This window comes from Sphingomonas sorbitolis, assembly GCF_036663875.1.
Classification (GTDB): domain Bacteria; phylum Pseudomonadota; class Alphaproteobacteria; order Sphingomonadales; family Sphingomonadaceae; genus Sphingomonas.
In genome coordinates, this window is the sequence record NZ_JAXOJS010000005.1 from 330,112 (window position 1) to 352,922 (window position 22,811).

Genomic DNA, 22,811 nt, shown 5'->3' on the forward strand with positions numbered 1-22,811 from the left:
CCGGGGCCCAGTTGGAACGTCGGAAGTAACGGCTCGCAGTCCTTCGTCATCGCTGTCCCCCAATTGGGCCCCGGCCTTCGCCGGGGTGGTACAGTAGGCGGTAGTCTCCGCTAAATTACCTCGTACGGCACCGCCCCACGCTTATCCGGATCGACCCGGATGTCACTCGCCGCCGGTGGAAACGCCCGCTGGTCGCAGTCCGTCCGCAAGCAAACCCGACACGAAGATCCGATTGGCGTCGCGATCCCGCCCGTCCCCAGCGCATCCGCATAGATGAACTCCGATGCGTTCGCCTCCTCGCACCCGAGCGCTACCGCATAGCGTCGCGCCGGCCGCGTATACGTCTCGGACGGTTTCACCAACCCCTTCGCCATCGAGACGTAGCGGATGCCGTCGGTCGTCTCGATCAGCTGCGTCAGGATTCGGTCCGGAATCGCGACCGCTTCATGAACGATCCACAACGGACACGCTCCCCCGAACCGCGCGAACTGCAACCGCGTGGCGGAGTGCCGCTTCGTAATGTTCCCCGCCATATCGACGCGGCAGAAGAAGAACGGGATGCCGAGCGCGCCCGGTCGTTGCAAGGTCGACAGCCGGTGACACGTCTGCTCGAAGCTCGTCCCGAAGATCCGCCGCAACCGGTCGATATCGTGGCGGACACTCCGCGCCTCCGTCCGGAAGCGGGTATAGGGCATGACGATCGCCCCCGCCGCGTAGTTGGTCAGCCCCGCGGTCAGCAGCGCGCGCGCCGTCTCCGATGCCATTTCCGATGCCGCGACGATCCCGCCGATGATGTCGCCAAACTCGTGCCGCGCGACCTGATGCGCGAGCGAGAACAGCGTCGTCTCGCCCGGTTGCGACCCGTCGAGCCGCAATGTCGCGCCGTCATAGTCGCGCAATGGTGCGGCGAGCGCGCCCGAGATCGCGACGGACACGCCGCGCGCCGCAAGCCGAGCCTCCAGCGCGGCAATTCGGTCCGCGCCCAAAGTCTCGCCAATCTCCTCCGCACGCCGGTCGAGCGTATCGACGTAATTGCCCGCCGCGTGAAACCAGTCGCGCACGTCCTCCCACGGTAGCAACCCCGGCGCCCCAGACCCCGCCACCAACCGGTCGTCCAGCGCCCGCAACTGCTCCTGCGCGCGGCGATACGCGTCGTGCATTGCGACGAGCCGTTGCGCCAACAACGGCTGGTGCTTCACCGCCCGCCGTACCGCCGTCTCGTCCAGCGCAGGCGCCTCGACACTCGTATCCGACACCGCCTCCAGAGTCGCGATCAGCAGCGCGGTATCGTCCGCCGCGTCGATGCTCCCCCAATCCGCCGGAAACTCGCGCGCGAGCGTGATCAGCACGCCCTCGGTCACCGGCCGATCGCCATTCTCGATCTGCGAGAGGTAGCTCACCGACAACCCGATCCGCGCGGCCATCGCCGCTTGGCTGATCCCGAGTACGCGGCGCAGATCGCGCAGGCGATGTCCGACGAAGAGGCGACGTGCGGGCAGGGTCATCCCTCTACCTAGTTTGCAAACATCACGTCGGCAAGTTTGCAACATTGCATTTGCGCATCGCATCCCGCTCTGTGAAGGCAACCAGCAGGACGGAGAGACGATGTCATCGACGATCGAAGAGCTTGAACGCCGCCGCGAAGCCGCCAGAGTCGGCGGAGGCCTCAAGCGGATCGCAGCGCAGCACGGCAAGGGTAAACTCACCGCGAGGGAGCGCCTTGACGTGCTGCTGGACGAGGGATCGTTCGAGGAGCTCGACATGTACGTCGAGCATAACTGCGTCGATTTCGGCATGCAGGACCAGGTGATCCCCGGCGACGGCGTGGTCACCGGCTCGGGCACGATCAACGGCCGCCTCGTCTTCGTCTTCAGCCAGGATTTTACCGTGTTCGGCGGGTCGCTCAGCGAACGTCATGCGCAGAAGATCTGCAAGGTCATGGACACCGCGCTGAAGGTCGGCGCCCCGGTGATCGGCCTCAACGACAGCGGCGGCGCACGCATCCAGGAGGGCGTCGCCAGCCTCGGCGGCTATGCCGAAGTGTTCCAGCGCAACGTGCTAGCCAGCGGCGTCGTGCCACAGCTTTCGCTGATCATGGGACCCTGCGCAGGCGGCGCGGTCTATTCGCCTGCAATGACCGACTTCATCTTCATGGTGAAGGATTCGAGCTACATGTTCGTCACCGGCCCCGACGTGGTCAAGACGGTGACCAACGAGGTCGTGACGCAGGAAGCGCTCGGCGGCGCGGTGACGCACACCACCAAGACCTCGGTCGCCGACAACGCGTTCGAGAACGACATCGAGGCCTTGTTGGCCGCGCGCGATTTCATCGATTTCCTGCCCGCATCGAACCGCGAAGGCGTGCCGGAACGCCCGACCGCGGACGAGTGGGACCGGATCGAGGACAGCCTCGACACGCTGATCCCGGCATCGGCGAACCAGCCCTACGACATGCACGAGCTGATCCGGAAGACCGTCGACGAAGGCGATTTCTTCGAGACGCAGCCAGCGCATGCGGCCAACATCATCACCGGCTTCGGCCGGATCGAAGGCCGCACGGTCGGCTTCGTCGCGAACCAGCCGATGGTGCTCGCCGGCGTGCTCGACATCAACAGCTCGAAGAAGGCGGCGCGGTTCGTGCGCTTCTGCGACGCGTTCGAGATCCCGGTCGTCACCTTCGTCGACGTCCCCGGCTTCCTGCCCGGCACCGCGCAAGAGCATAATGGGATCATCAAGCACGGTGCAAAACTGCTGTTCGCCTATGCCGAGGCGACCGTGCCGAAAATCACCGTCATCACGCGCAAAGCATACGGCGGCGCATACGACGTGATGGCGTCGAAGCACCTGCGCGGCGACCTCAACTATGCGTGGCCAACCGCCGAGATCGCGGTGATGGGCGCGAAGGGCGCGGTCGAGATCATCTTCCGCGGCAAGACGCCCGAAGAGATCGCCGAGCGCACCGCGGAATACGAGGCGCGGTTCGCGAACCCATTCGTCGCCGCGTCGAAGGGTTTCATCGACGAGGTGATCCAGCCCCACTCGACCCGCCGCCGCATCGCGCTCGGCCTACGGAAACTCCGCGGCAAGGCGCTGGAAAATCCGTGGAAGAAGCATGATAACATCCCGCTGTGACCCGGTACGTCACGTGGACCAGTCCTTGACGCGTCGACTCGGCGAAAGCCGGGGACTCGGGTCGCAGGGGACGGGCTTGCGGATTGAGGTCCCAGCCTCTGCTGGGGTAATGACGTCTACGGGGACGGAGGTTTGATGCTCGCGTTTCTCCTGCTCCTGCAAGCCACTTCGCCCACGCCCACGCCCACGCCCACGCCCACGCCCACGCCAATCTGGAAGCTTGCCGACCGCACAAATTCGGCGGGCGTGCGCAGCATCTCGGCTTCGGTCACCGGTAACGATGGCCTCTCGCGCTTCGTCGTGAAGTGCGACGTCGCCTCCGAGCCGATCGTGTCGATCCAGTTCATCCAGCCGCAACCGCTCGGGTCGGGCGCCGACAAGCTGGTTGCGGTGCGCTTCGATGGTGGGCCGGCATTCACCTATAACTGGCAGTTTCCGGGGACCGGTACGTACATCGCCGATCCCGCGGCGATCACCAAGTTGACCAGTTTCCTGGTGAAATCGAAGACGGTACGGGTCGAGACGACCAACGGCGCCAGCTTTGCGGTACAGGCAAACTTCGTCGCGCCGACCGGTGATGCGATGATCCGGCAGGTGCTCGGCGTCTGTGGCTATACACTCGGCGTCGTCCCGCCGGTGCCGGCCAAGCCTGCCGCGGAGCCAGCGGAATGACGCGTTGTATCGCGATCGTCCGCACATTATCATGTCATGATAAGGAGTCGTGACATGCAGACCGAACGCGTGACGTTTTTGACCTCCCCCGATCATAAGGCAGCGCTCGATGCCTTTGCTGCCAGCAATGGTAAATCCGTCGGCCATGTCCTCCGGGAAGCTTCGACGCGATATCTCGCGGCGGAGGATCGCGCCGACGGGGAGGATGAGAAGGCGTTCGCGCTGATCCTGCCGGAGATCGAGGCGATGCTGCCGCAATGGCATGCGAAGATCGATTCGATGGAACAGTCGATCGACCGCGCGCTGGAAGCGATCGATCGTGCGCTGGCGGGCGACCCGGTGCCGATTAGCCACGCCGCATGAGCGCGACCGAAAAGGCGTTCGGCGTCATCAAGGCGTTGCTGACCTATCAGGAGCGGCTCGATGGGCTCGACGCGAAACTCACGGGGCTGAGTGCCGGCTTGGCGCGTCTGGCCGACAGTCACGTCGTCTTGCGCGAGCGTGTCAGCCGTATCGAAGGGTTGATCGAGGGCGCCGCGATGGCGCGCCGGACGCCCGACAGCCCGAGGATCGAAGGATGACCGCCATGCTGGGCCGGCTCAACCATGTCGGGGTAGCGACTCCGTCGATCGCGAAGTCGGTCGAGACGTATCGCCTGCTGCTCGGCGCGACCGCGATCGGCGAGCCGTTCGACTTGCCAGCGCAGGGGGTGAAAGTTTGCTTCATCGATGCGCCGAACACCCAGATCGAGCTGATCGAGCCGTATGACGAGAGCTCGCCGATCGCCGGCTTCCTGCGCAAGAACCCGGCGGGTGGGCAGCATCATGTCTGCTTCGAGGTGGCCGATATCCATGCGGCGGTCGCCGACCTGAAGGCGAAGGGTGCGACCGTGTTGGGCGAGCCGCGGATCGGCGCGCATGGCACGCCGATCGTGTTCGTGCACCCGAAAGACTTTGGCGGCATGCTGGTCGAGTTGATGGAGACGCCGGGCGATACCGGCGCGCACTAGGAGAGATCTGATGGCCGCGTACGAGCATATCCTGAGCGAGCGGCGCGGCGACGTGCTGGTGCTGACGCTCAACCGGCCCGACCGGCTGAACGCCGCACCGCCGGCGATGTTCGAGGAGTTGCGCGCGGCGCTGGACGACCTGGATGGCGCGCGCGCTGTGCTGATTGTAGGTGCCGGCCGCGCGTTCTGTTCGGGCGCGGATGTGGGGGGCGGGGCGCTTGGTTCGGACAATCCGGGCGAGGCGACGTTTGCGGCGCTGACCGGCAGCTATAACCCGACGATGACGGTGATCGCCGATCTGTCGGTGCCGGTGGTGAGCGCGGTTCGCGGGCCGGCGGCGGGGATTGGGTGCAGTCTCGCGCTCGCCGCGGATTTCTGCGTGGCGAGCGAGAGTGCGTATTTTCTCCAGGCGTTCGTGAACATCGGGCTGGTGCCGGATGGCGGCGCGTCGTGGATGCTGCCGCGGCTGATCGGCAAGGCGCGGGCAACGGAGATGATGATGCTCGGCGAGCGGGTACCGGCGGGCAAGGCGCTCGACTGGGGCATGGTGCATAAGGTCGTCGCGGACGATGCGCTCGACGCCGAGGCGTTCGCGCTGGCCGAGCGGCTGGCGGCGATGCCGACGGTCGCGCTCGGGTTGATGCGGCGAGCGATCACTGCGGCGTACGAGACGGATTACGCCACCGCGATGCAGGCCGAGGCGGCGAACCAGCGTGACGCGCGGGGGTCTGCGGACTCGATGGAAGGCGGTCGTGCGTTCCTCGAAAAGCGCAAACCGGTGTTCACGGGCAAGTGACCTCCGCAGCCAACACCACCCCGGCGAAGGCCGGGGCCCAATTGGGCAACGGCGCCTTGGCTGGTGCTACTCTCCGTTACAGCAACCTTTCCAATTGGGCCCCGGCCTTCGCCGGGGTGGTGTTTTCAGCATGACCGACAAGCCCCAATCCGCTCCCACGCTCGCCGACTGGCAGGCGCTCGCCGCCAAGGAAGTAAAGGGCGCCGACCTAACCTGGCCGACCCCTGAGGGCATCGACGTCAAACCGCTCTACACCGCGGACGACGTCACTACCGACCCCGGCCTCCCCGGTTTCGCCCCCTTCACCCGCGGCGTCCGCGCATCGATGTACGCGGGCCGCCCCTGGACGATCCGCCAATACGCCGGCTTCTCCACCGCCGAAGCCTCGAACGCGTTCTACCGCCGCAACCTCGCCGCCGGCCAGAAAGGCCTGAGCGTCGCATTCGACCTCGCCACCCACCGCGGCTACGACTCAGACCACCCCCGCGTCACCGGGGACGTCGGCAAGGCAGGCGTTGCGATCGACTCGGTCGAGGACATGAAGATCCTCTTCGACGGGATCCCGCTCGACAAGATGTCGGTCAGCATGACGATGAACGGCGCGGTGATCCCGATCCTCGCCTTCTTCATCGTCGCCGGCGAGGAGCAGGGCGTCGACCGGAAACTGCTCGACGGGACCATCCAGAACGACATCCTCAAGGAGTTCATGGTCCGCAATACCTACATCTACCCGCCCGAGCCGAGCATGCGGATCATCTCGGATATCTTCGGCTACACCAGCCGCGAGATGCCCAAGTTCAACAGCATCTCGATCAGCGGCTATCACATGCAGGAGGCGGGGGCGACGCAGCTCCACGAGCTCGCCTTCACGATCGCCGACGGCATGGAATATGTTAAGTACGGCGTCGCGTCAGGCCTCGACATCGACAAGTTCGCCGGGCGCCTGTCGTTCTTCTTCGCGATCGGCATGAACTTCTTCATGGAGATCGCCAAGCTCCGCGCCGCCCGCGTCCTCTGGCACCGCGCGATGACGCTGCTCGGCGCGCAGGACGAGCGCTCGAAGATGCTGCGCACGCATTGCCAGACGTCGGGCGTCTCGCTCACCGAGCAGGATCCGTACAACAACGTCATGCGCACGACGATCGAGGCGATGGCGGCGATGCTCGGCGGCACGCAGTCGCTCCACACCAACGCGCTCGACGAGGCGATCGCGCTGCCGACCGACTTCTCCGCGCGGATCGCGCGCAACACGCAGATCGTGATCCAGGAAGAGACGGGGATGACCAAGGTCGTCGATCCGCTCGGCGGCAGCTATTATATCGAGAGCCTGACGCAGTCGCTGGTCGACGGCGCGTGGAGCCTGATCGAGCGCATCCAGTCCGAGGGCGGCATGGCGAAGGCGGTCGCGGCAGGCTGGCCCAAGGCGATGATCGAGGAAGCCGCCGCCGGCCGCCAAGCGCGCGTCGATCGCGGTGAGGACGTCATCGTCGGCGTCAACAAGTACAAGCTCGCCGAACAGGACGCGATCGAGATCCTCGACGTGGATAATGTCGCGGTGAGGGCAGGCCAGATCGAACGCATCGAGCGGGTGAAGTCCGCGCGGGATGAAGTAGCGTGCCGCGCCGCGCTCGACGCGTTGCGGGAAGGCGCAAAGGGCTCCGAGAACCTCCTCGCGCTCGCCGTAGACTGCGCCCGCGCGCGCGCCACGCTCGGCGAAATTTCGTCCGCGATGGAGGACGTGTTCGGCCGCTATGGCACGCAACCCACCCCCGTCTCCGGCATCTACGGCGGCGCGTACGAGGACGACGCGCGCTGGACCCGCCTGACCGACGGCGTCGAAGCGACCGAACGCCGGATGGGCCGCAAACCTCGTATGCTAGTCGCCAAGATGGGGCAGGACGGCCATGACCGCGGCGCGAACCTCGTCTCATCGATGTTCGGCGACCTCGGCTTCGAGATCGTTCCCGGCCCGCTGTTCCAGACCCCCGCCGAAGCCGCCGCGCTCGCGCTGGAAAAGGACGTCGACATCGTCGGCGCCTCGAGCCTCGCCGCCGGCCACAAGACGCTGATACCCGAGCTCATCGGCTACCTCCGCGAGGCGGGCCGCGCGGATATCAAGGTGATCGCGGGTGGCGTTATCCCCGCACAGGACTATCAGGCGCTGCGCGATGCCGGGGTCCAGGCGATCTTCGGCCCCGGCACCAACCTGATCCAGGCCGCCGAGGACGTGTTGAAACTCCTCGGCCACAACATGGCCCCGCAAGAGGAAGCCGCCGAATGACCGATACCCTCCTCCGTACTCTCGCACATGCCGTGGCTCCGAGCCTGGTGCGCGATGCTCCCGTTGCCCGCACCGACTGGACCCGGCCCGAGATCGCCACGCTGTTCGACCTCCCATTCGACGATCTGATGTTCCGCGCGCAGACCGTCCACCGCGCGCACCACGCGATCGGCGAAGTCCAGCTCTGCACGTTGTTGTCGATCAAGACCGGCGGCTGTCCCGAGGATTGCGGCTATTGCTCGCAGTCGGCCTCGTCCGACTCCGGCCTGAAGGCGGAAAAGCTGATGGACGTCGACGCCGTCCTTGCCGACGCAGCCCAAGCCAAGGCCGCCGGCTCGCAGCGTTTCTGCATGGGTGCCGCCTGGCGGAACCCGAAGCCGCGCGACATGCCGAAGGTCGTCGCGATGGTCGAAGGCGTCCGCGCGATGGGGCTGGAGACGTGCATGACGCTCGGCATGCTCAACGCGGATCAGGCCAAGCAGCTCGCCGACGCCGGCCTCGATTACTACAACCACAACATCGACACCTCGCCGGAGAATTACGGCAACGTCATCACCACGCGCACCTTCGGCGATCGGCTGGAGACGCTGGCGAACGTGCGTGACGCGGGGATCTCGGTCTGCTGCGGCGGGATCGTCGGGATGGGCGAGACGCGCAGCGACCGCGTCGGCTTCGTCCACGCGCTCGCCACGCTGCCGCGCCATCCCGAGAGCGTGCCGGTCAACGCGCTGGTCCCGGTCAAGGGCACGCCGCTCGGCGACATGCTCGCCGGCACGCCGATGGCACAGATCGACGATATCGAGTTCGTCCGGACGGTCGCCGTCGCGCGGATCACGATGCCGCTGAGCATGGTGCGGTTGTCTGCGGGGCGCGAGAGCATGTCCGAGGCAACCCAGGCGCTCTGCTTCATGGCGGGCGCGAACTCGATCTTCACCGGCGACAAGCTGCTCACCACCGGCAACGCGGGCGACAGCGCCGACGCGACGCTGCTGGCGAAGCTGGGGATGAAGCCGATGGTCGGCGCGGAGCCTATGCGGGAGGCCAAGACATGCTGCTGATCGCACTTCTCATGACCGCGGCTGCTCCGATGCAGTCGCAGGCGACGATGAACGCGTCGGCCGGTACGAGTTATGCGCGGGCGGATGCGGCGATGACTGCGCAGTGGAAGCGAACCTACGCCTATATGAAGGGCCGCGATGCGCAGGATGGGTCGCGTGGCGGCGGCTTCGGCTATGCCGCGGCGCTGCTGGAGAGCCAGCGCGCGTGGCTCAAGTTCCGCGATACGCAGTGCGTGATCGAAGGCGGGCAATATGCCGGCGGTTCGGCTCAGGGCATGACGATTGCCGGGTGCCGGACCGACCTGACGCAAGCGCGCACGAAGCAGCTCAAGACGATGATGTGGTACCAATAACCAGTCCGCACCCGGACCGCGTCCGGCAAGACGGCACAGATTAGGGCGAGTGATGTTCAAGAAAATCCTGGTCGCCAATCGCGGCGAGATCGCATGCCGCGTCATGCGGACCGCCAAGGCGATGGGCATCAAGACCGTCGCAGTCTATTCGGACGCCGACGCGCGCGCGCCACATGTGCTGATGGCCGACGAGTCCGTCCGGCTCGGGCCGGCACCCGCCGCAGAAAGCTATCTCAAGGCCGAGCTGATATTGCTCGCGGCCAAGGAAACCGGCGCGGACTGCATTCACCCGGGCTATGGCTTCCTCTCCGAGCGCGAGAGTTTCGCGTTGGCGTGCGCCGATGCCGGGATCGCCTTCGTCGGGCCACCACCCAACGCGATCGCCGCGATGGGCGACAAGATCGAATCGAAGAAGCTCGCCAAGGCCGCGGGCGTCAACGTCGTGCCGGGCTATCTCGGCGAGATCGACAGCACCGATCACGCGGTCGAGATCGCCGGTGGCATCGGCTATCCGGTGATGATGAAGGCGTCGGCCGGCGGCGGCGGCAAGGGCATGCGGCTCGCCTACAGCGAACAGGACGTCCGCGAAGGCTTCGAGGCGACCAAGCGCGAGGGGCTAGCGTCTTTTGGCGACGACCGCGTGTTCATCGAGAAATTCATCGAATCGCCGCGGCACATCGAGATCCAGCTGATCGGCGACCAGCACGGCAACATCGTCTATCTCAACGAGCGCGAATGTTCGATCCAGCGGCGGCATCAGAAGGTCGTCGAGGAGGCGCCGTCGCCGTTCGTGACGCCAAAGATGCGCAAGGCGATGGGCGAGCAGGCGGTCGCGCTGGCGCAGGCGGTCGGCTATTATTCCGCGGGGACGGTCGAGCTGATCGTCTCGGGCGCGGACACCACGGGGGAGGGGTTCTACTTCCTCGAGATGAACACCCGGCTCCAGGTCGAGCATCCGGTGACCGAGGAGATTACCGGGCTGGATCTGGTCGAGCTGATGATCCGCGTCGCTGCCGGCGAGCCGCTCGGGTTCGGGCAGGACGAGGTGAAGCTGAACGGCTGGTCGATCGAGAACCGGGTATATGCGGAGGACCCGTATCGCGGCTTCCTGCCGAGCATCGGGCGTCTGGTGCGGTATAATCCGCCCGAGACAAGCATTCCCCTCCCGCTTGCGGGAGGGGTTAGGGGAGGGCGTGACATACACGCCGAACACGACGCCGCTGGGTCAGCCCCTCCCCCGACCCCTCCCGCAAGCGGGAGGGGAGATGCGTACGTCCGTGTCGACGACGGCGTCCGCGAGGGCGGCGAGGTCAGCATGTTCTACGACCCGATGATCGCCAAGCTCATCACCTGGGCCCCAACGCGAGACGGTGCGATCGCCGCGCAGATCGCCGCACTCGACGCGTTCGAGCTCGAAGGCCCCGGCAACAACATCGATTTCCTCTCGGCGATCATGCAGCATCCGCGCTTCCAGTCGGGCGCACTCACGACGGGGTTCATCGCCGAGGAATATCCCGAGGGCTTCCACGGCGCCCCCGCCAACGCCGAACTCCTCAAGACGCTCGCCGCAGTCGCCGCCTTCGCCGCCACCGCGGAAGCCGATCGTGCGCGCCGTATCGACGGCCAGCTCGGCAAGCGCCTTCGCCCGCCGGCGGATTGGGTGGTGACGATCGACAAGACCGACCACGCGGTGACCGTCTCGACCGACGGCATCATGGTCGATGGCGAAGATCTCGATCTTGCGCTCGAATACACGCCCGGCGACCGCATGGTCGTCGCGGACGGCCATGGGATCGACGGCGACGAGCACCTGACGATCCGCATCGCCAAGGCCCGCGCCGGCTTCAAGCTCACGACCCGCGGCGCAAGCCACGTCGCGCGCGTGTTGCCCGCCCGCGTCGCGCCGTACACCGCGCACCTGATCGAGAAGGTCGCGCCCGATCTGTCGAAGTTCCTGATCTGCCCGATGCCAGGGCTGCTGGTGCGGCTCGACGTCGCGGCCGGTGACAAGGTCGAGGCGGGGCAGCCGCTGGCCGTGGTCGAGGCGATGAAGATGGAGAACATCCTCCGCGCCGAGAAGACGGGTACGGTGAAGTCGGTTGCCGCCAAGACCGGGGATAGCCTCGCGGTGGATCAGGTGATCCTCGAACTGGACTAAGCGGCGCGCCGTTCAGTTCTCTAGCCAACGTCTGTAGTTATCGCCCCGTCATGCCGGGTTCGTTCCGCCATCCACCGTTCCGCACATCCGATCGAACTGGGTATGCGGAAAGGTGGGCCCCGGCCTCCGCCGGGGTGACGGAGGGGGCGGCATTCCTCCCAGCATCTGCGAGGCGAGCGGACCGCGCACCCTTTGTTCCCCCGCGAAGGCGGGGGCCCAGTCTGGGCTCCCGCCTTCGCGGGAGAACAAAGGGGTGCAGGCGACGGCTGTATCTGCTGCATTGTGTTCCGATAGCACCACCCCAAAGCGGCGCAGATAGCCGCGGCGATAGTGCCCCGACCCGAGCTTAGCGCCGCCCCCTCCCGTTTCCCCTCCCGCCACTGTACAGCACCCCGGATGACACTCCTCCGTTACCTCGCCGCGCTCCTCCTCGCGGTCACCGCCGTCACCGCGCTCCCCGCGATCGCGCAGGACGAGGCGAAGGTCGCGACCGTCGCCGCCAGCCTGACCCAAGCCTCGGCCGAACTCCAGGCGATCGACGACGCCACCCCCGCCGCGCGGGACGACAAGGCGCGGCAGGCGTTGCGGGATCGCGCGCAGGTCGTGCAGACCACCGCTGCCGACGCGGTCCGCACGCTCACCCCCGAGATGGCGCTGGTTCAGGCGCGCGTGACCGAACTTGGCGCCGCCACCCCCGGCGTCGTCGAAGCCCCCGAGATCCGTCAGCAACGCAAGCTCCTCGCGCAAAGCCAGTCGGCGATCGACTCGGCGATCAAGCGCGCGCGGCTGATCGGGATCGAGGCCAAGCAGCAGATCGACGATATCGGGGCGGCCGAGGCGGAGGAACTCGGCCAGCAATTGTCCGAAAACACCGGCTCGCCGCTGTCGCCGACGCTGTGGGCCGCGATCGTCGATCACCTGCCGCGCGACACCGCGCGACTGACGCGGTTCGCCAATGTCGAGGTGCGTCAGTTCGGCACGCGGTTCGATACCCGTGCGGGTACCGGCCTGCTCGTCGGGATGCTCGCCGCGCTGGTGCTGATCGTGCCGCTGCGGCGCTGGCTGCACGGCGTCGGTCGACGCTATGCGGCCAACCATACGCCCGGCGGCCGTCTGCGGCGTTCGGCTTATGCACTGTGGCTGGTCGTGATCGGGACCGCGCTGCCGGGGTTTGCGGCGTGGGCGATCGTCGCGTCGTTGCGCTGGGGTGGGCTCGTCTCGCCCGCGTGGAGTCGGTTCGGCGCGATCTTCGTCGGGATTTCGTGGTTCTGCGCGTTCGTGTCGTCGCTTGGCGGCGCGCTGTTGCTGCGGACCCAACCGACTTGGCGGTTGCTACCGATCGGCGACGCCGCCGCGCAGGCGCTCAGGCCGTATAGCTGGATGGCGGCGGCGCTGATCTTCTTCGGCCAGTTGCTGATCGCGACCAACACGCTGATCGGCGTCAGCGCGCCCGCGTCGAGTGCGGCCAACGCGGTCGTCGCGCTTCTCCATATCGTGTTGCTCGGCGCGATCCTGGTGACGCTAGGCAGGCTACGCGCCGCCGCGCTGCCTGATCCGTCGAAGCCTGCGCGCAACACCCTGCTCGCGATCGTCGCCACGCTGGTCTGGCTGGTCCTGATCGTCGCGCTCGGCGCCGGGCTGATCGGCTATGTGAACTTGGCGCTGAAGGTTGCGACTTGGCTGGTCTGGGGCGCGATCGTCGGCGCGAGCCTGTACCTGATGATGACCTTCACCGACGATGCGTGCCGGACGCTGCTGTCGAGCGGGAACCGGCTCGGGCGGTCGGCGAACAGCGGGTTCGGCGTCGACAACAAGACCGTAGACCAGATCGGCGTGCTGCTGTCGGCGGTGCTGCGGCTGTTGCTGATCATGCTCGCGGTCGGTGCGGTGATGGCGCCGTTCGGGGCAGGAGTGGGCTCGGTGTTCGAGCTGTTCGGCACGGTCGCGAGCGGCATCACGATCGGCCAGGTCACGATCTCACCGGGGGCGGTGCTGCGCTCGATCGCGGTGCTGTTCGTCGCGCTGGCGATCATGCGCGGGCTGCAGCACTGGCTGGTGAACAGCTATCTGCCGACCACCGCGATGGATGCCGGCGCGCAGAATTCGGTGACGATGGTCGCGCGCTATGCCGGCATCATCGCCGCGGTGCTGTGGTCGCTCGGCGCGCTTGGCATCGGCATGGAGAAGCTCGCCGTGGTGCTCGGAGCGCTGTCGGTCGGGATCGGCTTCGGTCTGCAGGCGATCACGCAGAACTTCGTCTCGGGGCTGATCCTGCTCGCCGAGCGCCCGGTAAAGATCGGCGACCTCGTCCGGATCGGCAACATGGAGGGCGACGTGAAGCGCATCAACGTGCGCTCGACCGAGATCCAGGTCGCGGATCGCTCGACGCTGATCGTGCCCAATTCGGAACTGATCACCAAGACGATCCAGAACATGACGCTGGCCGCGCCGATCGGCCGGATCCAGCTGCAATTCTCGGTCCCGCTCGAGGAGGATCTCGACGCGGTGCGGACGATGCTGTTCGCGGCGTTCGCGGAGAAGCACGAGGTGCTCGACGATCCCGAATCCAAGGTGTTCATCGATTCGATCGACGCCGGCCGCGCCAAGTTCAACTGCTTTGCGTACGTGGCGAGCCCGCGGGACGCCTATCCGATCCGCAGCGAACTGCTGTTTACGCTCCTCCGCCAATTCCGCGAGGCCGGGATCGAGGTCGGCTCGACCGCGACCAAGATGGAGCTGATCGGCGCGCTGCCGGGCTCGCCCGTAGCCGATCAAAATACTGGTCAGAACTCGGATCAGAGCTCCGATCAGAACAGGGCGTAGGGCAGCGACACGCTGAAACTCGACCCTGCCGCCATCGTACCGCGCGGGCGGATGCGGATGGTGGTGACCGCCTTGGGTGTGGTGGTCGGATCATAGGTCCAGCTCGTCCCGCCGTTCGCCGAGAAATCGACGTCGTCGGTCGCGCTCGCGGGGGTGGCATAGGTCACCGCCAGCGACGACGCAGGCGATCCCTCCGCGGTGGTCACGAACGCGGACGAGGCGGTCCCGTCGCCGTCCAGCGCGACCGCGGCGCGGGTGGGGGTCGGGAGCACCACGGCCACCGAATTGGCGTCGACCGCGACGATGTCGGGGTTGGTCAGCGTGATCGTCGTGCGCTGTTTACTGCCGGGGATCGCGCGCGGATTGTTGGTGGTCGAGATCGGATCATAGGTCGTGCGCGTGGTGATCACGACCGCCACCGGCCTGGCCGAGACGATCATCGTCACGTCGACCTTGGCCGAGGTGACGGCGCTGCTCTGGTCGAGCGTACCCGCACATAGCGAACCGACGCCAAGCAGCGAACAGAAGCGCCATTCCCAGCCGATCGTGAAGCTGCCCTTGTACGTACCCGGCGCGACGGCGGTCAGCGACGAGGGGCGGACATGGACCTGGACGTTGCGCGCCGATCCACCCAGCAGTCCGAGCAGGTTGATGATGCCGCCATTCATGTAGACGAACGGCGTGCCCGGCGTGAACGGATAGGTCCCGGCGCTGTCCGCAGCGACGACGTAGCGTGCGGTGACGGTATCGGCGAGGTTGGTCGAGGTCAGCTTGAACCCGTCCGCGCTGGTCACCGTCGCGCGCAGGAAATTGCCCGTCAGCAACGATATGACCGTGGAGGGGCAATCGAAGCCGCCCGGCACGGCGCTGTACGGCGGCGCACCAGCGACCAGCGCCGGGGGGGAATAGGTGCCGAGCGCGGTCGGGCCGGTATTGGTGACCGCGCACGCCGCCCAGGCCGAGGACGGCGTGCAGGCCACGAGGGTGAAGAATAGTTTCGTCAATCCGGTCGTCAACGCGTCGGCCCCCAGGCACAAGATAGGCGGAGATCCTTGGCCGGCATTCGTTAATGCGTTTTGAAGAACCTGTTTCGGGTCTTTCCGCAGGTCGAAATGGCCTGCGATGGCCTTGCCGGGGCCGCCGAAACATTCGAAACAGCCGACATGACGATCGCCCCCTCCAAAACCCGCTCCAGCACCGTCCTCATAGCGAGCGTCGCCACCGCGGCGCTGGCGGGGCTGTTGTTCGGCTTCGACACCGCGGTGATCGCGGGCGTCACCGGCGCGCTGAAGGCGAAGTTCGCGTTGAGCGAGGCGTGGCTCGGCTTCACCGTGTCGTCGGCGCTCTGGGGAACGCTGATCGGTGCGCTGTTCGTCGGTATGCCCGGCGATCGCTATGGCAGTCGCAACGTGCTGCGGATGCTCGCCTTCCTGTATGTCGTCACCGCGCTAGGCTGTGCATTGGCGTGGAACTGGCACAGCTTCATCGGCTTCCGCTTCATCAACGGCATCGCGATCGGCGGCTCGTCGGTGCTCGCGCCCGCCTATATCGCCGAGCTAGCCCCGCCTGCACAGCGCGGGAAGATGGTCGGCGGATTCCAGTTCGCGGTCATCCTCGGCATCCTGCTCGCCTATGTGTCGAACGCGATCATCGGCGCGCTCGACCTCGGCGATGTCGAGTGGCGGTGGAAGCTCGGGATCGTCGCGGCGCCGTCGCTGGTCTTCTTCGCGCTGCTGTTCCGCATCCCCAATTCGCCGCGCTGGCTGCTCGCCAAGGGACGCGATGCGGAGGCCAGGGACGTGCTGGCGCTGGTTGGCATGAGCCCGGACATCGCGCGGCAGGATCTCGATGCGCCGAAGGGCGACGCTGCGCTCTCCTGGACGCGCCACCGCAAGCCGATCACGCTCGCCTTCCTGGTCGCGATGTTCAACCAGTTCAGCGGCATCAACGCGTTCCTCTATTACCTCAACGACATCTTCAAGGCGTCGGGTGGCAGCCTGTCGCCCGATCTGCAGGCGGTGATGATCGGGGTCGCCAACATGGTCTTCACGCTGCTCGGGATGCTGCTGATCGACCGGATCGGGCGGCGCACGCTGCTGCTCTGGGGCTCGGCGGGGATGACCGGCGCGCTCACCGTCGGCGGGCTCGCCTTGCTTGGGGTAGTGCCGCACGGGCTGCTGCTGCCGTCGCTGATCGTCTTCATCATGTTCTTCGCGCCGGGCTCGGGCGCGGTGATCTGGGTGTATATCTCGGAGGTCTTCCCGCAGAACGTCCGCGCGCGTGGATCGAGCATCGGCTCGTCGAGCCATTGGGGCTGGAACGCGGTGATCGCGCAGGTCTTCCCGATCGCCGCGGCATGGTCGGCCGGACTGCCGTTCCTGTTCTTCGCCGCGATGATGGCGGTGCAGTTCGTGACGGTGTTCCTCTACTTCCCCGAGACCAAGGGCGTGCCGCTGGAGGAGATGGACGCGCTCATGGCGCGCTGATCGGTCGTCGAACCGGCATAATCCTGCGACAATTCGCGGCTAGGCGGGCACCGGATCGACGGTCGATCATCGGGGTGACGGGTATGCGTAAACTGGGTCTGGTTCTGGCGGTAAGCATGCCCGCGATGGCGGCGGCGCAACAGGCGCCGTCGACACCCGCCGCCGATGCCGCGTCCGCCCCGCAGACGCAGACGCAGGAGCAGGACGAGGGCGCCGAATCCGAGGAGATCGTCGTCACCGGTTCGCGCAAACTGCCCGGCGCGGTGATTGGCGACATTCCCCCCGACCAGACGCTGGGCCAGGCCGAGATCCGTTCCTACGGCGTCAGTTCGATCTCCGACTTGCTGAGCGAACTGAGCCCGCAGACCACCAGCGGACGCGGCAGCGGCGGCGCGCCGGTGGTGCTGCTCAACGGCCGCCGCATCTCCAGCTTCAGCGAAATCCGCGACATCCCGACCGAGGCGATCCAGCGCGTCGAGATCCTGCCCGAGGAGGTCGCGCTCAAATACGGCTATCGCGCCGACCAGAAGGTCGTGAACTTCGTGCTGCGTCGCCGTTTCCGCGCGGTGACCGCCGAGGCGGTCGACAAGATGCCCACCGAAAGCGGCAGCAATTCGCCCGATGCCAAGCTCGACCTGCTCAGCATCGCCCGCGATCGCCGGGTCAATCTGCATGCCGAATACACCTCGACCTCGGCGCTGACCGAATCCGAGCGTGACATCGCAGCGCCGACGGCGACCGCGACCAGCGCGGTCGGCGCGGACAACGCGATCGTCGATCAGCGACCGTTCCGCACGCTTCAGTCGGCCAGCAGCACCTTCACCGTGAACAGCGTGTATGCGCGCAACATCGGCAAGGTCGGCGCGACGATCAACGGTCGCCTCGAATCGACCGACAGCCGCAGCCTGAACGGCCTGCCGGTCGCGACGCTCGATGTCGGCGGCACCACCCCGGTGTACCGGGCGCTCAACGACGATGGCTTCCTGCCGCTCACCCAGCGCACCGCGTCGATCGCGGCGCATCTCGGCACCACGCTCAACGGCGATATCGGCACGTGGCGCTGGAACGTCACGGGCAATTACGACCGTAGCGACACGCAGACCTTCACCGAGAATGGGGTGGACGCCAGCGCGTTCCAGGCACGGCTCAGGGCCGGCGATCCGACCGCCAATCCGTTCGCGCGGCTCACCGTCGGCGATATCGGTGCCGCCGCCGGCAACCGCGCCTATGCGACGCAAAACACCGGCGAGATCGACGCGGTCGCGAACGGCAACCTGTTCAGCCTGCCCGCGGGCGCGGTCTCGACGACGATCAAATTCGGCGGACAGACGGCGGATTTCGACAGCCGTTCCTACCGCGCCGGCCTGACGCAGCGTGGCCAGGTGTCGCGCGATACCGTCAACGGCCAGGTCAATGTCGATCTGCCGCTGACCAGCCGGTCGAAGGACGTGCTGCCGTTCCTCGGCACGCTGTCGGCGAACTTTAACCTCGCTGAGGATCATCTGTCGGACTTCGGCACGCTGACGACGCTTGGCTATGGTGCGAACTGGTCGCCGATCGAGGGCGTGCGCGTGATCGCCTCGGTCACCGATACCGACGAGGCACCGACCGCGCAGCAGCTCGGCAACCCGTCGATCACCACGCCCAACGTCCGCATCTTCGATTACGTCCGCGGCACCACCGCGACCGTGACGACGATCAGCGGCGGCAATCCCGGGCTCGTGTCGGACAACAACCACGTCAAGAAGGTCGGGCTGACGTTGAAGCCATGGTCCGCCAAGGACCTGTCGATCACCGCGAACTATGTCGAGAGCCGGGTTGACAATCCGATCGCCGCCTTCCCGTCGGCGACCGCGGCGATCGAGGCGGCATTTCCCGATCGGTTCACGCGCGATGCTGCGGGCAACCTGCTGCAGGTCGATAGCCGTCCGATCAATTTCGCGCGCAGCGACCGCTCCGAACTGCGTTGGGGAATCAATTTCTCCGCGCCGCTCAAGTCGAAGATCCAGAAGGAGCTGGAGGCGTATCGCGCCGGCACCGGCCCCAATCCGTTCGAGGGGATGCAGCCGCCCGGCGGTTTTCGTCGTCCGGAAGGGGCGGGCGGCGATGGCCCGCGCGGTGGTCCAGGCGGGGGCGGTCCAGGCGGGGGCGGACCTGGCGGGGGTGGTCCGGGCGGCGGCGGCGGCGGCGGCGGCGGCGGCGGGCGCGGCTTCGGTGGCCGTGGCGGCCAAGCCGGTGGGCGTATCCAGTTCGCAGTCTACCATACCTGGCATTTCACCGACCGTGTGCTCGTCGCGAACGGCGGCCCGAGCCTGAACCTGTTGAACGGCGACGCGATCGGCAACAGCGGCGGTCAATCGCGCCATGAACTGGAAGCGCAGGCGGGCTATACCAACAACGGCCTCGGCGCGCGGATATCCGCCAATTACGCGACCGGCACGCGCGTCAACGGCGGCACCGCGGCGGCGCCCGAGACGCTCAACTTCGGCGGTCTCGCCACCGCCAACGCGCGGCTGTTCGCCGACCTCGGCCAGCGGCTCGAATGGGTGAAGGCGCATCCGTGGTTGCGCGGCATGCGGATCAGCCTGTCGGTCGACAACGTGCTCAACACCCGCCAGCGCGTGACCGACGCGACGGGGGCGACCCCGAACAACTACCAGCCGGATTACCTCGACCCGCTGGGCCGCACCGTCCGCCTCAGCATCCGCAAGCTCTTCTTCTAAAACGAGGCCCTCTCCCCTGCGGGGAGAGGGAGGGGCCCGCCGCTCTTGCGGTGGGAGGGTGAGGGGAGTGAGGCACGGGACGTCGACCCAAACCACCCCTCACCCTTCCGTCGCCGAGCGGCTCCTCCCTCCCTCTCCCCAAAGGGGCGAGGGCAGTTACAGTCCCACCTTCGCCGCCAGCCACCGCGCCGCCGCCTCGGGCGTCTGCTTGTCCGCATCACGATCGACCCGGTAGTTCGCCGCGCGCATCGCCTCCACCGGGATCCGCCCGACCAGCGGCTTCAGTGCACCCACGAACTTCGCATCCGCGGCCCGCTTCGGTGCGACCATCAGGATCGCGTCATACCCCGGAATCGCCCGCCGCGGATCGCTCAGCACCGCCAGACCATCGGCGGCGATCCGCCCATCCGACGAGAAGGCCGAGATCACATCGACATTCCCGCTCTCCAGCGCGCGGTACATGAAGGTCGGGCTGTACGGCGTGGTCTTGGCGAACCGCAGCGGATAGGCACGCTTGACCGCTGCCCATTCGGGCCGCTCGAGAAACTCCAGATCGCTGCCCAGCGTCATCGCCGGCGCGGCCTTCACCAGATCGTCGAGGCTGGCGATGCCCTTCGCCTTGGCCACATCGCCCTTCATCGCGAACGCATAGGCATTCTCGAACCCGAGCGACCCGATCAGCCCGACCCCGTGCTCGCGCTTCGCCCATGCACCGATCGCCGCGACCATCGCGCCGTGCTCGGGCACATCGTTGCGCTTCATCTCGTTCGCCCAGATCGTCCCGGCGTAATCGACATACACATCGATATCACCGCCCGAGAGCGCGCCGAACACCACCGCGGAGCCCAGCCCGTCACGATACTCGACGGTATAGCCGGCGCGCTCGAGCCGATCGCCGATCAGCCGCGCAAGGATATATTGCTCGGAAAAGTTCTTCGCGCCGACCACCACCGTCCGGTCGCCACCACTTTTCGGCCAGAGCGGCAGCGTCGCCACCGCGGTTCCCGCCACCAGTACCGCGGTGCATGCGATCCACAGCCACCGTTGCCGCGCGCGAAAACCATATTCGATTCCGCCGATCAGCGCGTCGACCGCCAGCGCCAGCGCCGCCGCCGACACGCAGCCGGCAAGGACCAGCGCCCAGTTCTGCGTCTGGAGCCCGGCGAAGATCATGTCGCCGAGACTCGGCTGGCCGACCGTCGTCGACAGCGTCGCCGCGCCGATCGTCCAGACCGCCGCGGTGCGGATACCGGCGATCAGCACAGGCGCGACCAGCGGCGCCTCGACCAGCCGCAGCTTCTGCGCGGGCGTCATGCCGACCGCATCCGCCGCCTGGATCACGGCGGGGTCGATCCCGTGCAACCCCGCCACCGCGTTCCGGATAATCGGCAGCAATGCATATAGCGTCAGCGCAATCAACGACGGCAGGAAGCCGAGCGCCGGGATCCCGCCGCCGACCAGCGCGGACAGGCTGAGCAACAGCGGATAGAACAGGGCCAGCAGCGCGAGGCTCGGGATCGTCTGCACCAGGCTCGCAAACCCGAGCGAGACGCGCGCGACAGTGGCGTTGCGCGCCGACCAGATCCCCAGCGGCAGACTGATCGCGATCCCCAGCAGCAGCGCCGATGCCGACAACAGGACATGCGCGGCGAGCAACGGCGGCACGCGACCCAGAGCGTCGAGAAACGCGCTCATGCGACCCCCCTCACGAAACGAGCGCCTGCAAGCGTTCGGCCTGCGCGCGCGGCACCCGCACCAGCGCCTGCGCATCGTCGCCACCCTTGCCCGCGACTAGTTCTGCCGGGGTCGCATCGGCGACGATCCGCCCCGCCTTCATAACCAGCACGCGGTCCGCCAGCAGCAGCGCCTCCGCCATGTCGTGCGTCACCAGGATCGTCGTCAGCCCGAGCCGGTCGTGCAACTCGCGGATCCGCGTCCCCAGCGCGTCGCGCGTCACCGGATCGAGCGCGCCGAACGCCTCGTCGAGCAAGAGCAGCTTCGCCCCCGGCGCGAGCGCCCGCGCGATCCCGACGCGCTGGCGCTGGCCACCCGAGAGCGCTTCCGGCATCCGCTCCGCGATATCGCGCGGCAGATCGACGAGATCGAGCAATTCGCCGACCTTGGCTGCATCCTTGCGCCCCGCAATCCGCAACCCGATCGCGATATTCTCGGCGATCGTCATGTGCGGGAACAGGCCGATATTCTGGAAGACATAGCCGATCCGTCGGCGCAGGTCTGGCGCAGGCTCGGCGGCGACGTCGGCGCCATCGATCGTCACGCGGCCGTCGCTTGGTTCGACCAGCCGGTTGATCGTCTTGAGCAGCGTCGACTTGCCCGATCCCGACGTCCCGACCAGCGCGACGAAGCTGCCGCCCGCGATCTCCAACGAGACCGCATCGACCGCGATCGTCGACCCGTAGGTCTTGGTGACGCGTTCGAAAGCGAGCGCGGGGGAATTGTCTGGCATCTGCCCGCAGGATGCGGGAAACATACCGGAAAATCAAATCATAGAGAGAGGCGTCATGACCGAGCAGAGCATTTTCATCACCGGCGGCGGATCGGGGATCGGTCGGGCCACCGCGCAGCTGTTCGCGCGGAAGGGCTGGCGCGTCGGCCTGGCGGACGTCAACATTGCCGGCCTCGCCGAAACCGCCGCGCTGCTCCCTGCGGGCATGGCGACCACCTACCCGATGGACGTGCGCGACCGCGATGCATGGGTGGCCTGCCTCGATGCGTTCGTCGCGACCACCGGCGGACGCCTCGACGTGCTGTTCAACAATGCCGGGATCGGTTCGGGCGGGCCGCTCGCGGAGACCGACTTCGCCGAGATCGACCGCGTGATCGCGATCAACCTGGTCGGCGTGCTGAACGGTGCGCGGATCGGCTATGCGTATCTCAAGCGCACGCCGGGATCGTGCCTGCTCAACACCGCCTCCGCGTCGGCGATCTACGGCTCTTCGGGTTTGGCACCCTATTCGGCGACCAAGTTCGGCGTCCGCGCGATCACCGAGGCGCTCGACGGCGAATGGGCGGCGGCCGGCATCAAGGTGCGTTCGATCGTGCCGAGCTTCATCGACACGCCGCTGCTCGATTCAGGCGCGGGGGGAAGCAACCACTCGATCCGCGAGACGGTGACCGGCGCGGGGCTCGAACTGACCGGCGTCGACAAGGTCGCAGACGCCGCCTGGGCCGCGGTGCACGGCGACAAGGTCCACACCTATGTCGGCAAGACCGCGCACCGCATGGCGTTTGCCGCGCGGTGGATGCCGGGGGCGCTGCGCAAGCGGATGCGGCGGGATCTTCGCGAGACATGACTCTCA

At 67.0% G+C, this 22,811-nt stretch carries 18 protein-coding genes; 14 read left to right on the forward strand and 4 right to left on the reverse strand.

The annotated features are described in order from the left end of the window. Positions 1 to 110: 110 nt before the first annotated feature. Positions 111 to 1,505 (reverse strand): helix-turn-helix domain-containing protein, encoded by a 1,395-nt coding sequence (locus U1763_RS16465; protein ID WP_332756042.1) that lies wholly within the window; start codon positions 1,503 to 1,505, stop codon positions 111 to 113. A gap of 100 nt (positions 1,506 to 1,605) precedes the next feature. Between U1763_RS16465 and U1763_RS16470 the strand changes: the two genes are divergently transcribed. The 11 genes from U1763_RS16470 to U1763_RS16520 all read left to right on the forward strand — a co-directional run bounded on the left by U1763_RS16470 (position 1,606) and on the right by U1763_RS16520 (position 14,282). Then, a complete protein-coding gene (locus U1763_RS16470) occupies positions 1,606 to 3,132 on the forward strand; it encodes an acyl-CoA carboxylase subunit beta (RefSeq protein WP_332756043.1) in 1,527 nt (508 codons plus the stop codon). Positions 3,133 to 3,267: 135 nt separating this feature from the next. After that, a complete protein-coding gene (locus U1763_RS16475; protein ID WP_332756044.1) occupies positions 3,268 to 3,804 on the forward strand; it encodes a hypothetical protein in 537 nt (178 codons plus the stop codon). 54 nt (positions 3,805 to 3,858) lie between these two features. Further along, positions 3,859 to 4,167: a hypothetical protein gene (locus U1763_RS16480; protein WP_332756045.1), complete on the forward strand. Its 309-nt coding sequence runs from the start codon at positions 3,859 to 3,861 to the stop codon at positions 4,165 to 4,167. Then, positions 4,164 to 4,385: a hypothetical protein gene (locus U1763_RS16485; RefSeq protein ID WP_332756046.1), complete on the forward strand. Its 222-nt coding sequence runs from the start codon at positions 4,164 to 4,166 to the stop codon at positions 4,383 to 4,385. The genes U1763_RS16480 and U1763_RS16485 overlap by 4 nt, the downstream gene beginning before the upstream one ends. Positions 4,386 to 4,390: 5 nt before the next feature. Then, the gene (gene mce / locus U1763_RS16490) at positions 4,391 to 4,813 is read left to right on the forward strand and encodes a methylmalonyl-CoA epimerase (protein WP_132735338.1); all 423 of its coding nucleotides are present in this window, start codon (positions 4,391 to 4,393) and stop codon (positions 4,811 to 4,813) included. 10 nt (positions 4,814 to 4,823) lie between these two features. Further along, entirely contained in the window at positions 4,824 to 5,609 is a 786-nt protein-coding gene (locus U1763_RS16495; RefSeq protein ID WP_332756047.1) for an enoyl-CoA hydratase-related protein, read from the forward strand. Positions 5,610 to 5,739: 130 nt separating this feature from the next. Next, positions 5,740 to 7,890 (forward strand): methylmalonyl-CoA mutase, encoded by a 2,151-nt coding sequence (gene scpA / locus U1763_RS16500; protein ID WP_332756048.1) that lies wholly within the window; start codon positions 5,740 to 5,742, stop codon positions 7,888 to 7,890. Further along, a complete protein-coding gene (gene bioB, locus U1763_RS16505; RefSeq protein WP_332756049.1) occupies positions 7,887 to 8,948 on the forward strand; it encodes a biotin synthase BioB in 1,062 nt (353 codons plus the stop codon). The genes scpA and bioB overlap by 4 nt, the downstream gene beginning before the upstream one ends. Further along, positions 8,939 to 9,301: a lysozyme inhibitor LprI family protein gene (locus U1763_RS16510; RefSeq protein WP_132895788.1), complete on the forward strand. Its 363-nt coding sequence runs from the start codon at positions 8,939 to 8,941 to the stop codon at positions 9,299 to 9,301. Before bioB ends, U1763_RS16510 begins: the two co-directional genes overlap by 10 nt. Before the next feature lie 52 nt (positions 9,302 to 9,353). Next, positions 9,354 to 11,459 carry an ATP-binding protein gene (locus U1763_RS16515; protein WP_332756050.1) on the forward strand — a complete coding sequence of 702 codons (2,106 nt, stop codon included), beginning with the start codon at positions 9,354 to 9,356 and terminating at the stop codon, positions 11,457 to 11,459. A gap of 396 nt (positions 11,460 to 11,855) precedes the next feature. Next, entirely contained in the window at positions 11,856 to 14,282 is a 2,427-nt protein-coding gene (locus U1763_RS16520; RefSeq protein ID WP_332756051.1) for a DUF3772 domain-containing protein, read from the forward strand. On the opposite strand, the gene U1763_RS16525 is transcribed toward U1763_RS16520, so the two are convergent. After that, positions 14,267 to 15,286, reverse strand: coding sequence for a protein CsuE (locus tag U1763_RS16525; RefSeq protein ID WP_132734797.1), 1,020 nt, complete (start codon positions 15,284 to 15,286; stop codon positions 14,267 to 14,269). The genes U1763_RS16520 and U1763_RS16525 overlap by 16 nt on opposite strands. A 159-nt stretch (positions 15,287 to 15,445) precedes the next feature. On the opposite strand from U1763_RS16525, the gene U1763_RS16530 reads away from it, so the two are divergent. Continuing rightward, positions 15,446 to 16,768, forward strand: a complete 1,323-nt coding sequence (locus U1763_RS16530; RefSeq protein ID WP_332756052.1) for a sugar porter family MFS transporter — start codon at positions 15,446 to 15,448, stop codon at positions 16,766 to 16,768. Between the two features lie 83 nt (positions 16,769 to 16,851). Continuing rightward, positions 16,852 to 19,491 carry a TonB-dependent receptor gene (locus U1763_RS16535; RefSeq protein ID WP_332756053.1) on the forward strand — a complete coding sequence of 880 codons (2,640 nt, stop codon included), beginning with the start codon at positions 16,852 to 16,854 and terminating at the stop codon, positions 19,489 to 19,491. A 156-nt stretch (positions 19,492 to 19,647) separates the two neighbouring features. Here U1763_RS16535 and U1763_RS16540 read toward each other — a convergent pair whose 3' ends face one another. Further along, positions 19,648 to 21,186 carry an ABC transporter permease/substrate-binding protein gene (locus tag U1763_RS16540; RefSeq protein ID WP_332756054.1) on the reverse strand — a complete coding sequence of 513 codons (1,539 nt, stop codon included), beginning with the start codon at positions 21,184 to 21,186 and terminating at the stop codon, positions 19,648 to 19,650. 10 nt (positions 21,187 to 21,196) lie between these two features. Beyond that, the gene (locus U1763_RS16545; protein ID WP_332756055.1) at positions 21,197 to 21,958 is read right to left on the reverse strand and encodes an ATP-binding cassette domain-containing protein; all 762 of its coding nucleotides are present in this window, start codon (positions 21,956 to 21,958) and stop codon (positions 21,197 to 21,199) included. A 55-nt stretch (positions 21,959 to 22,013) separates the two neighbouring features. Between U1763_RS16545 and U1763_RS16550 the strand changes: the two genes are divergently transcribed. Continuing rightward, positions 22,014 to 22,805 carry an SDR family oxidoreductase gene (locus tag U1763_RS16550; protein ID WP_332756056.1) on the forward strand — a complete coding sequence of 264 codons (792 nt, stop codon included), beginning with the start codon at positions 22,014 to 22,016 and terminating at the stop codon, positions 22,803 to 22,805. The last annotated feature ends 6 nt before the right edge of the window (positions 22,806 to 22,811 follow it).

Excerpts from the sequence above, each read along its gene's own strand:
- U1763_RS16465 (WP_332756042.1), bottom strand. The coding sequence starts at position 1,505 with ATGACCCTGCCCGCACGTCGCCTCTTCGTCGGACATCGCCTGCGCGAT.
- U1763_RS16470 (WP_332756043.1), top strand. The coding sequence starts at position 1,606 with ATGTCATCGACGATCGAAGAGCTTGAACGCCGCCGCGAAGCCGCCAGA.
- U1763_RS16475 (WP_332756044.1), top strand. The coding sequence starts at position 3,268 with ATGCTCGCGTTTCTCCTGCTCCTGCAAGCCACTTCGCCCACGCCCACG.
- U1763_RS16480 (WP_332756045.1), top strand. The coding sequence starts at position 3,859 with ATGCAGACCGAACGCGTGACGTTTTTGACCTCCCCCGATCATAAGGCA.
- U1763_RS16485 (WP_332756046.1), top strand. The coding sequence starts at position 4,164 with ATGAGCGCGACCGAAAAGGCGTTCGGCGTCATCAAGGCGTTGCTGACC.
- mce (WP_132735338.1), top strand. The coding sequence starts at position 4,391 with ATGCTGGGCCGGCTCAACCATGTCGGGGTAGCGACTCCGTCGATCGCG.
- U1763_RS16495 (WP_332756047.1), top strand. The coding sequence starts at position 4,824 with ATGGCCGCGTACGAGCATATCCTGAGCGAGCGGCGCGGCGACGTGCTG.
- scpA (WP_332756048.1), top strand. The coding sequence starts at position 5,740 with ATGACCGACAAGCCCCAATCCGCTCCCACGCTCGCCGACTGGCAGGCG.
- bioB (WP_332756049.1), top strand. The coding sequence starts at position 7,887 with ATGACCGATACCCTCCTCCGTACTCTCGCACATGCCGTGGCTCCGAGC.
- U1763_RS16510 (WP_132895788.1), top strand. The coding sequence starts at position 8,939 with ATGCTGCTGATCGCACTTCTCATGACCGCGGCTGCTCCGATGCAGTCG.
- U1763_RS16515 (WP_332756050.1), top strand. The coding sequence starts at position 9,354 with ATGTTCAAGAAAATCCTGGTCGCCAATCGCGGCGAGATCGCATGCCGC.
- U1763_RS16520 (WP_332756051.1), top strand. The coding sequence starts at position 11,856 with ATGACACTCCTCCGTTACCTCGCCGCGCTCCTCCTCGCGGTCACCGCC.
- U1763_RS16530 (WP_332756052.1), top strand. The coding sequence starts at position 15,446 with ATGACGATCGCCCCCTCCAAAACCCGCTCCAGCACCGTCCTCATAGCG.
- U1763_RS16535 (WP_332756053.1), top strand. The coding sequence starts at position 16,852 with ATGCGTAAACTGGGTCTGGTTCTGGCGGTAAGCATGCCCGCGATGGCG.
- U1763_RS16540 (WP_332756054.1), bottom strand. The coding sequence starts at position 21,186 with ATGAGCGCGTTTCTCGACGCTCTGGGTCGCGTGCCGCCGTTGCTCGCC.
- U1763_RS16545 (WP_332756055.1), bottom strand. The coding sequence starts at position 21,958 with ATGCCAGACAATTCCCCCGCGCTCGCTTTCGAACGCGTCACCAAGACC.
- U1763_RS16550 (WP_332756056.1), top strand. The coding sequence starts at position 22,014 with ATGACCGAGCAGAGCATTTTCATCACCGGCGGCGGATCGGGGATCGGT.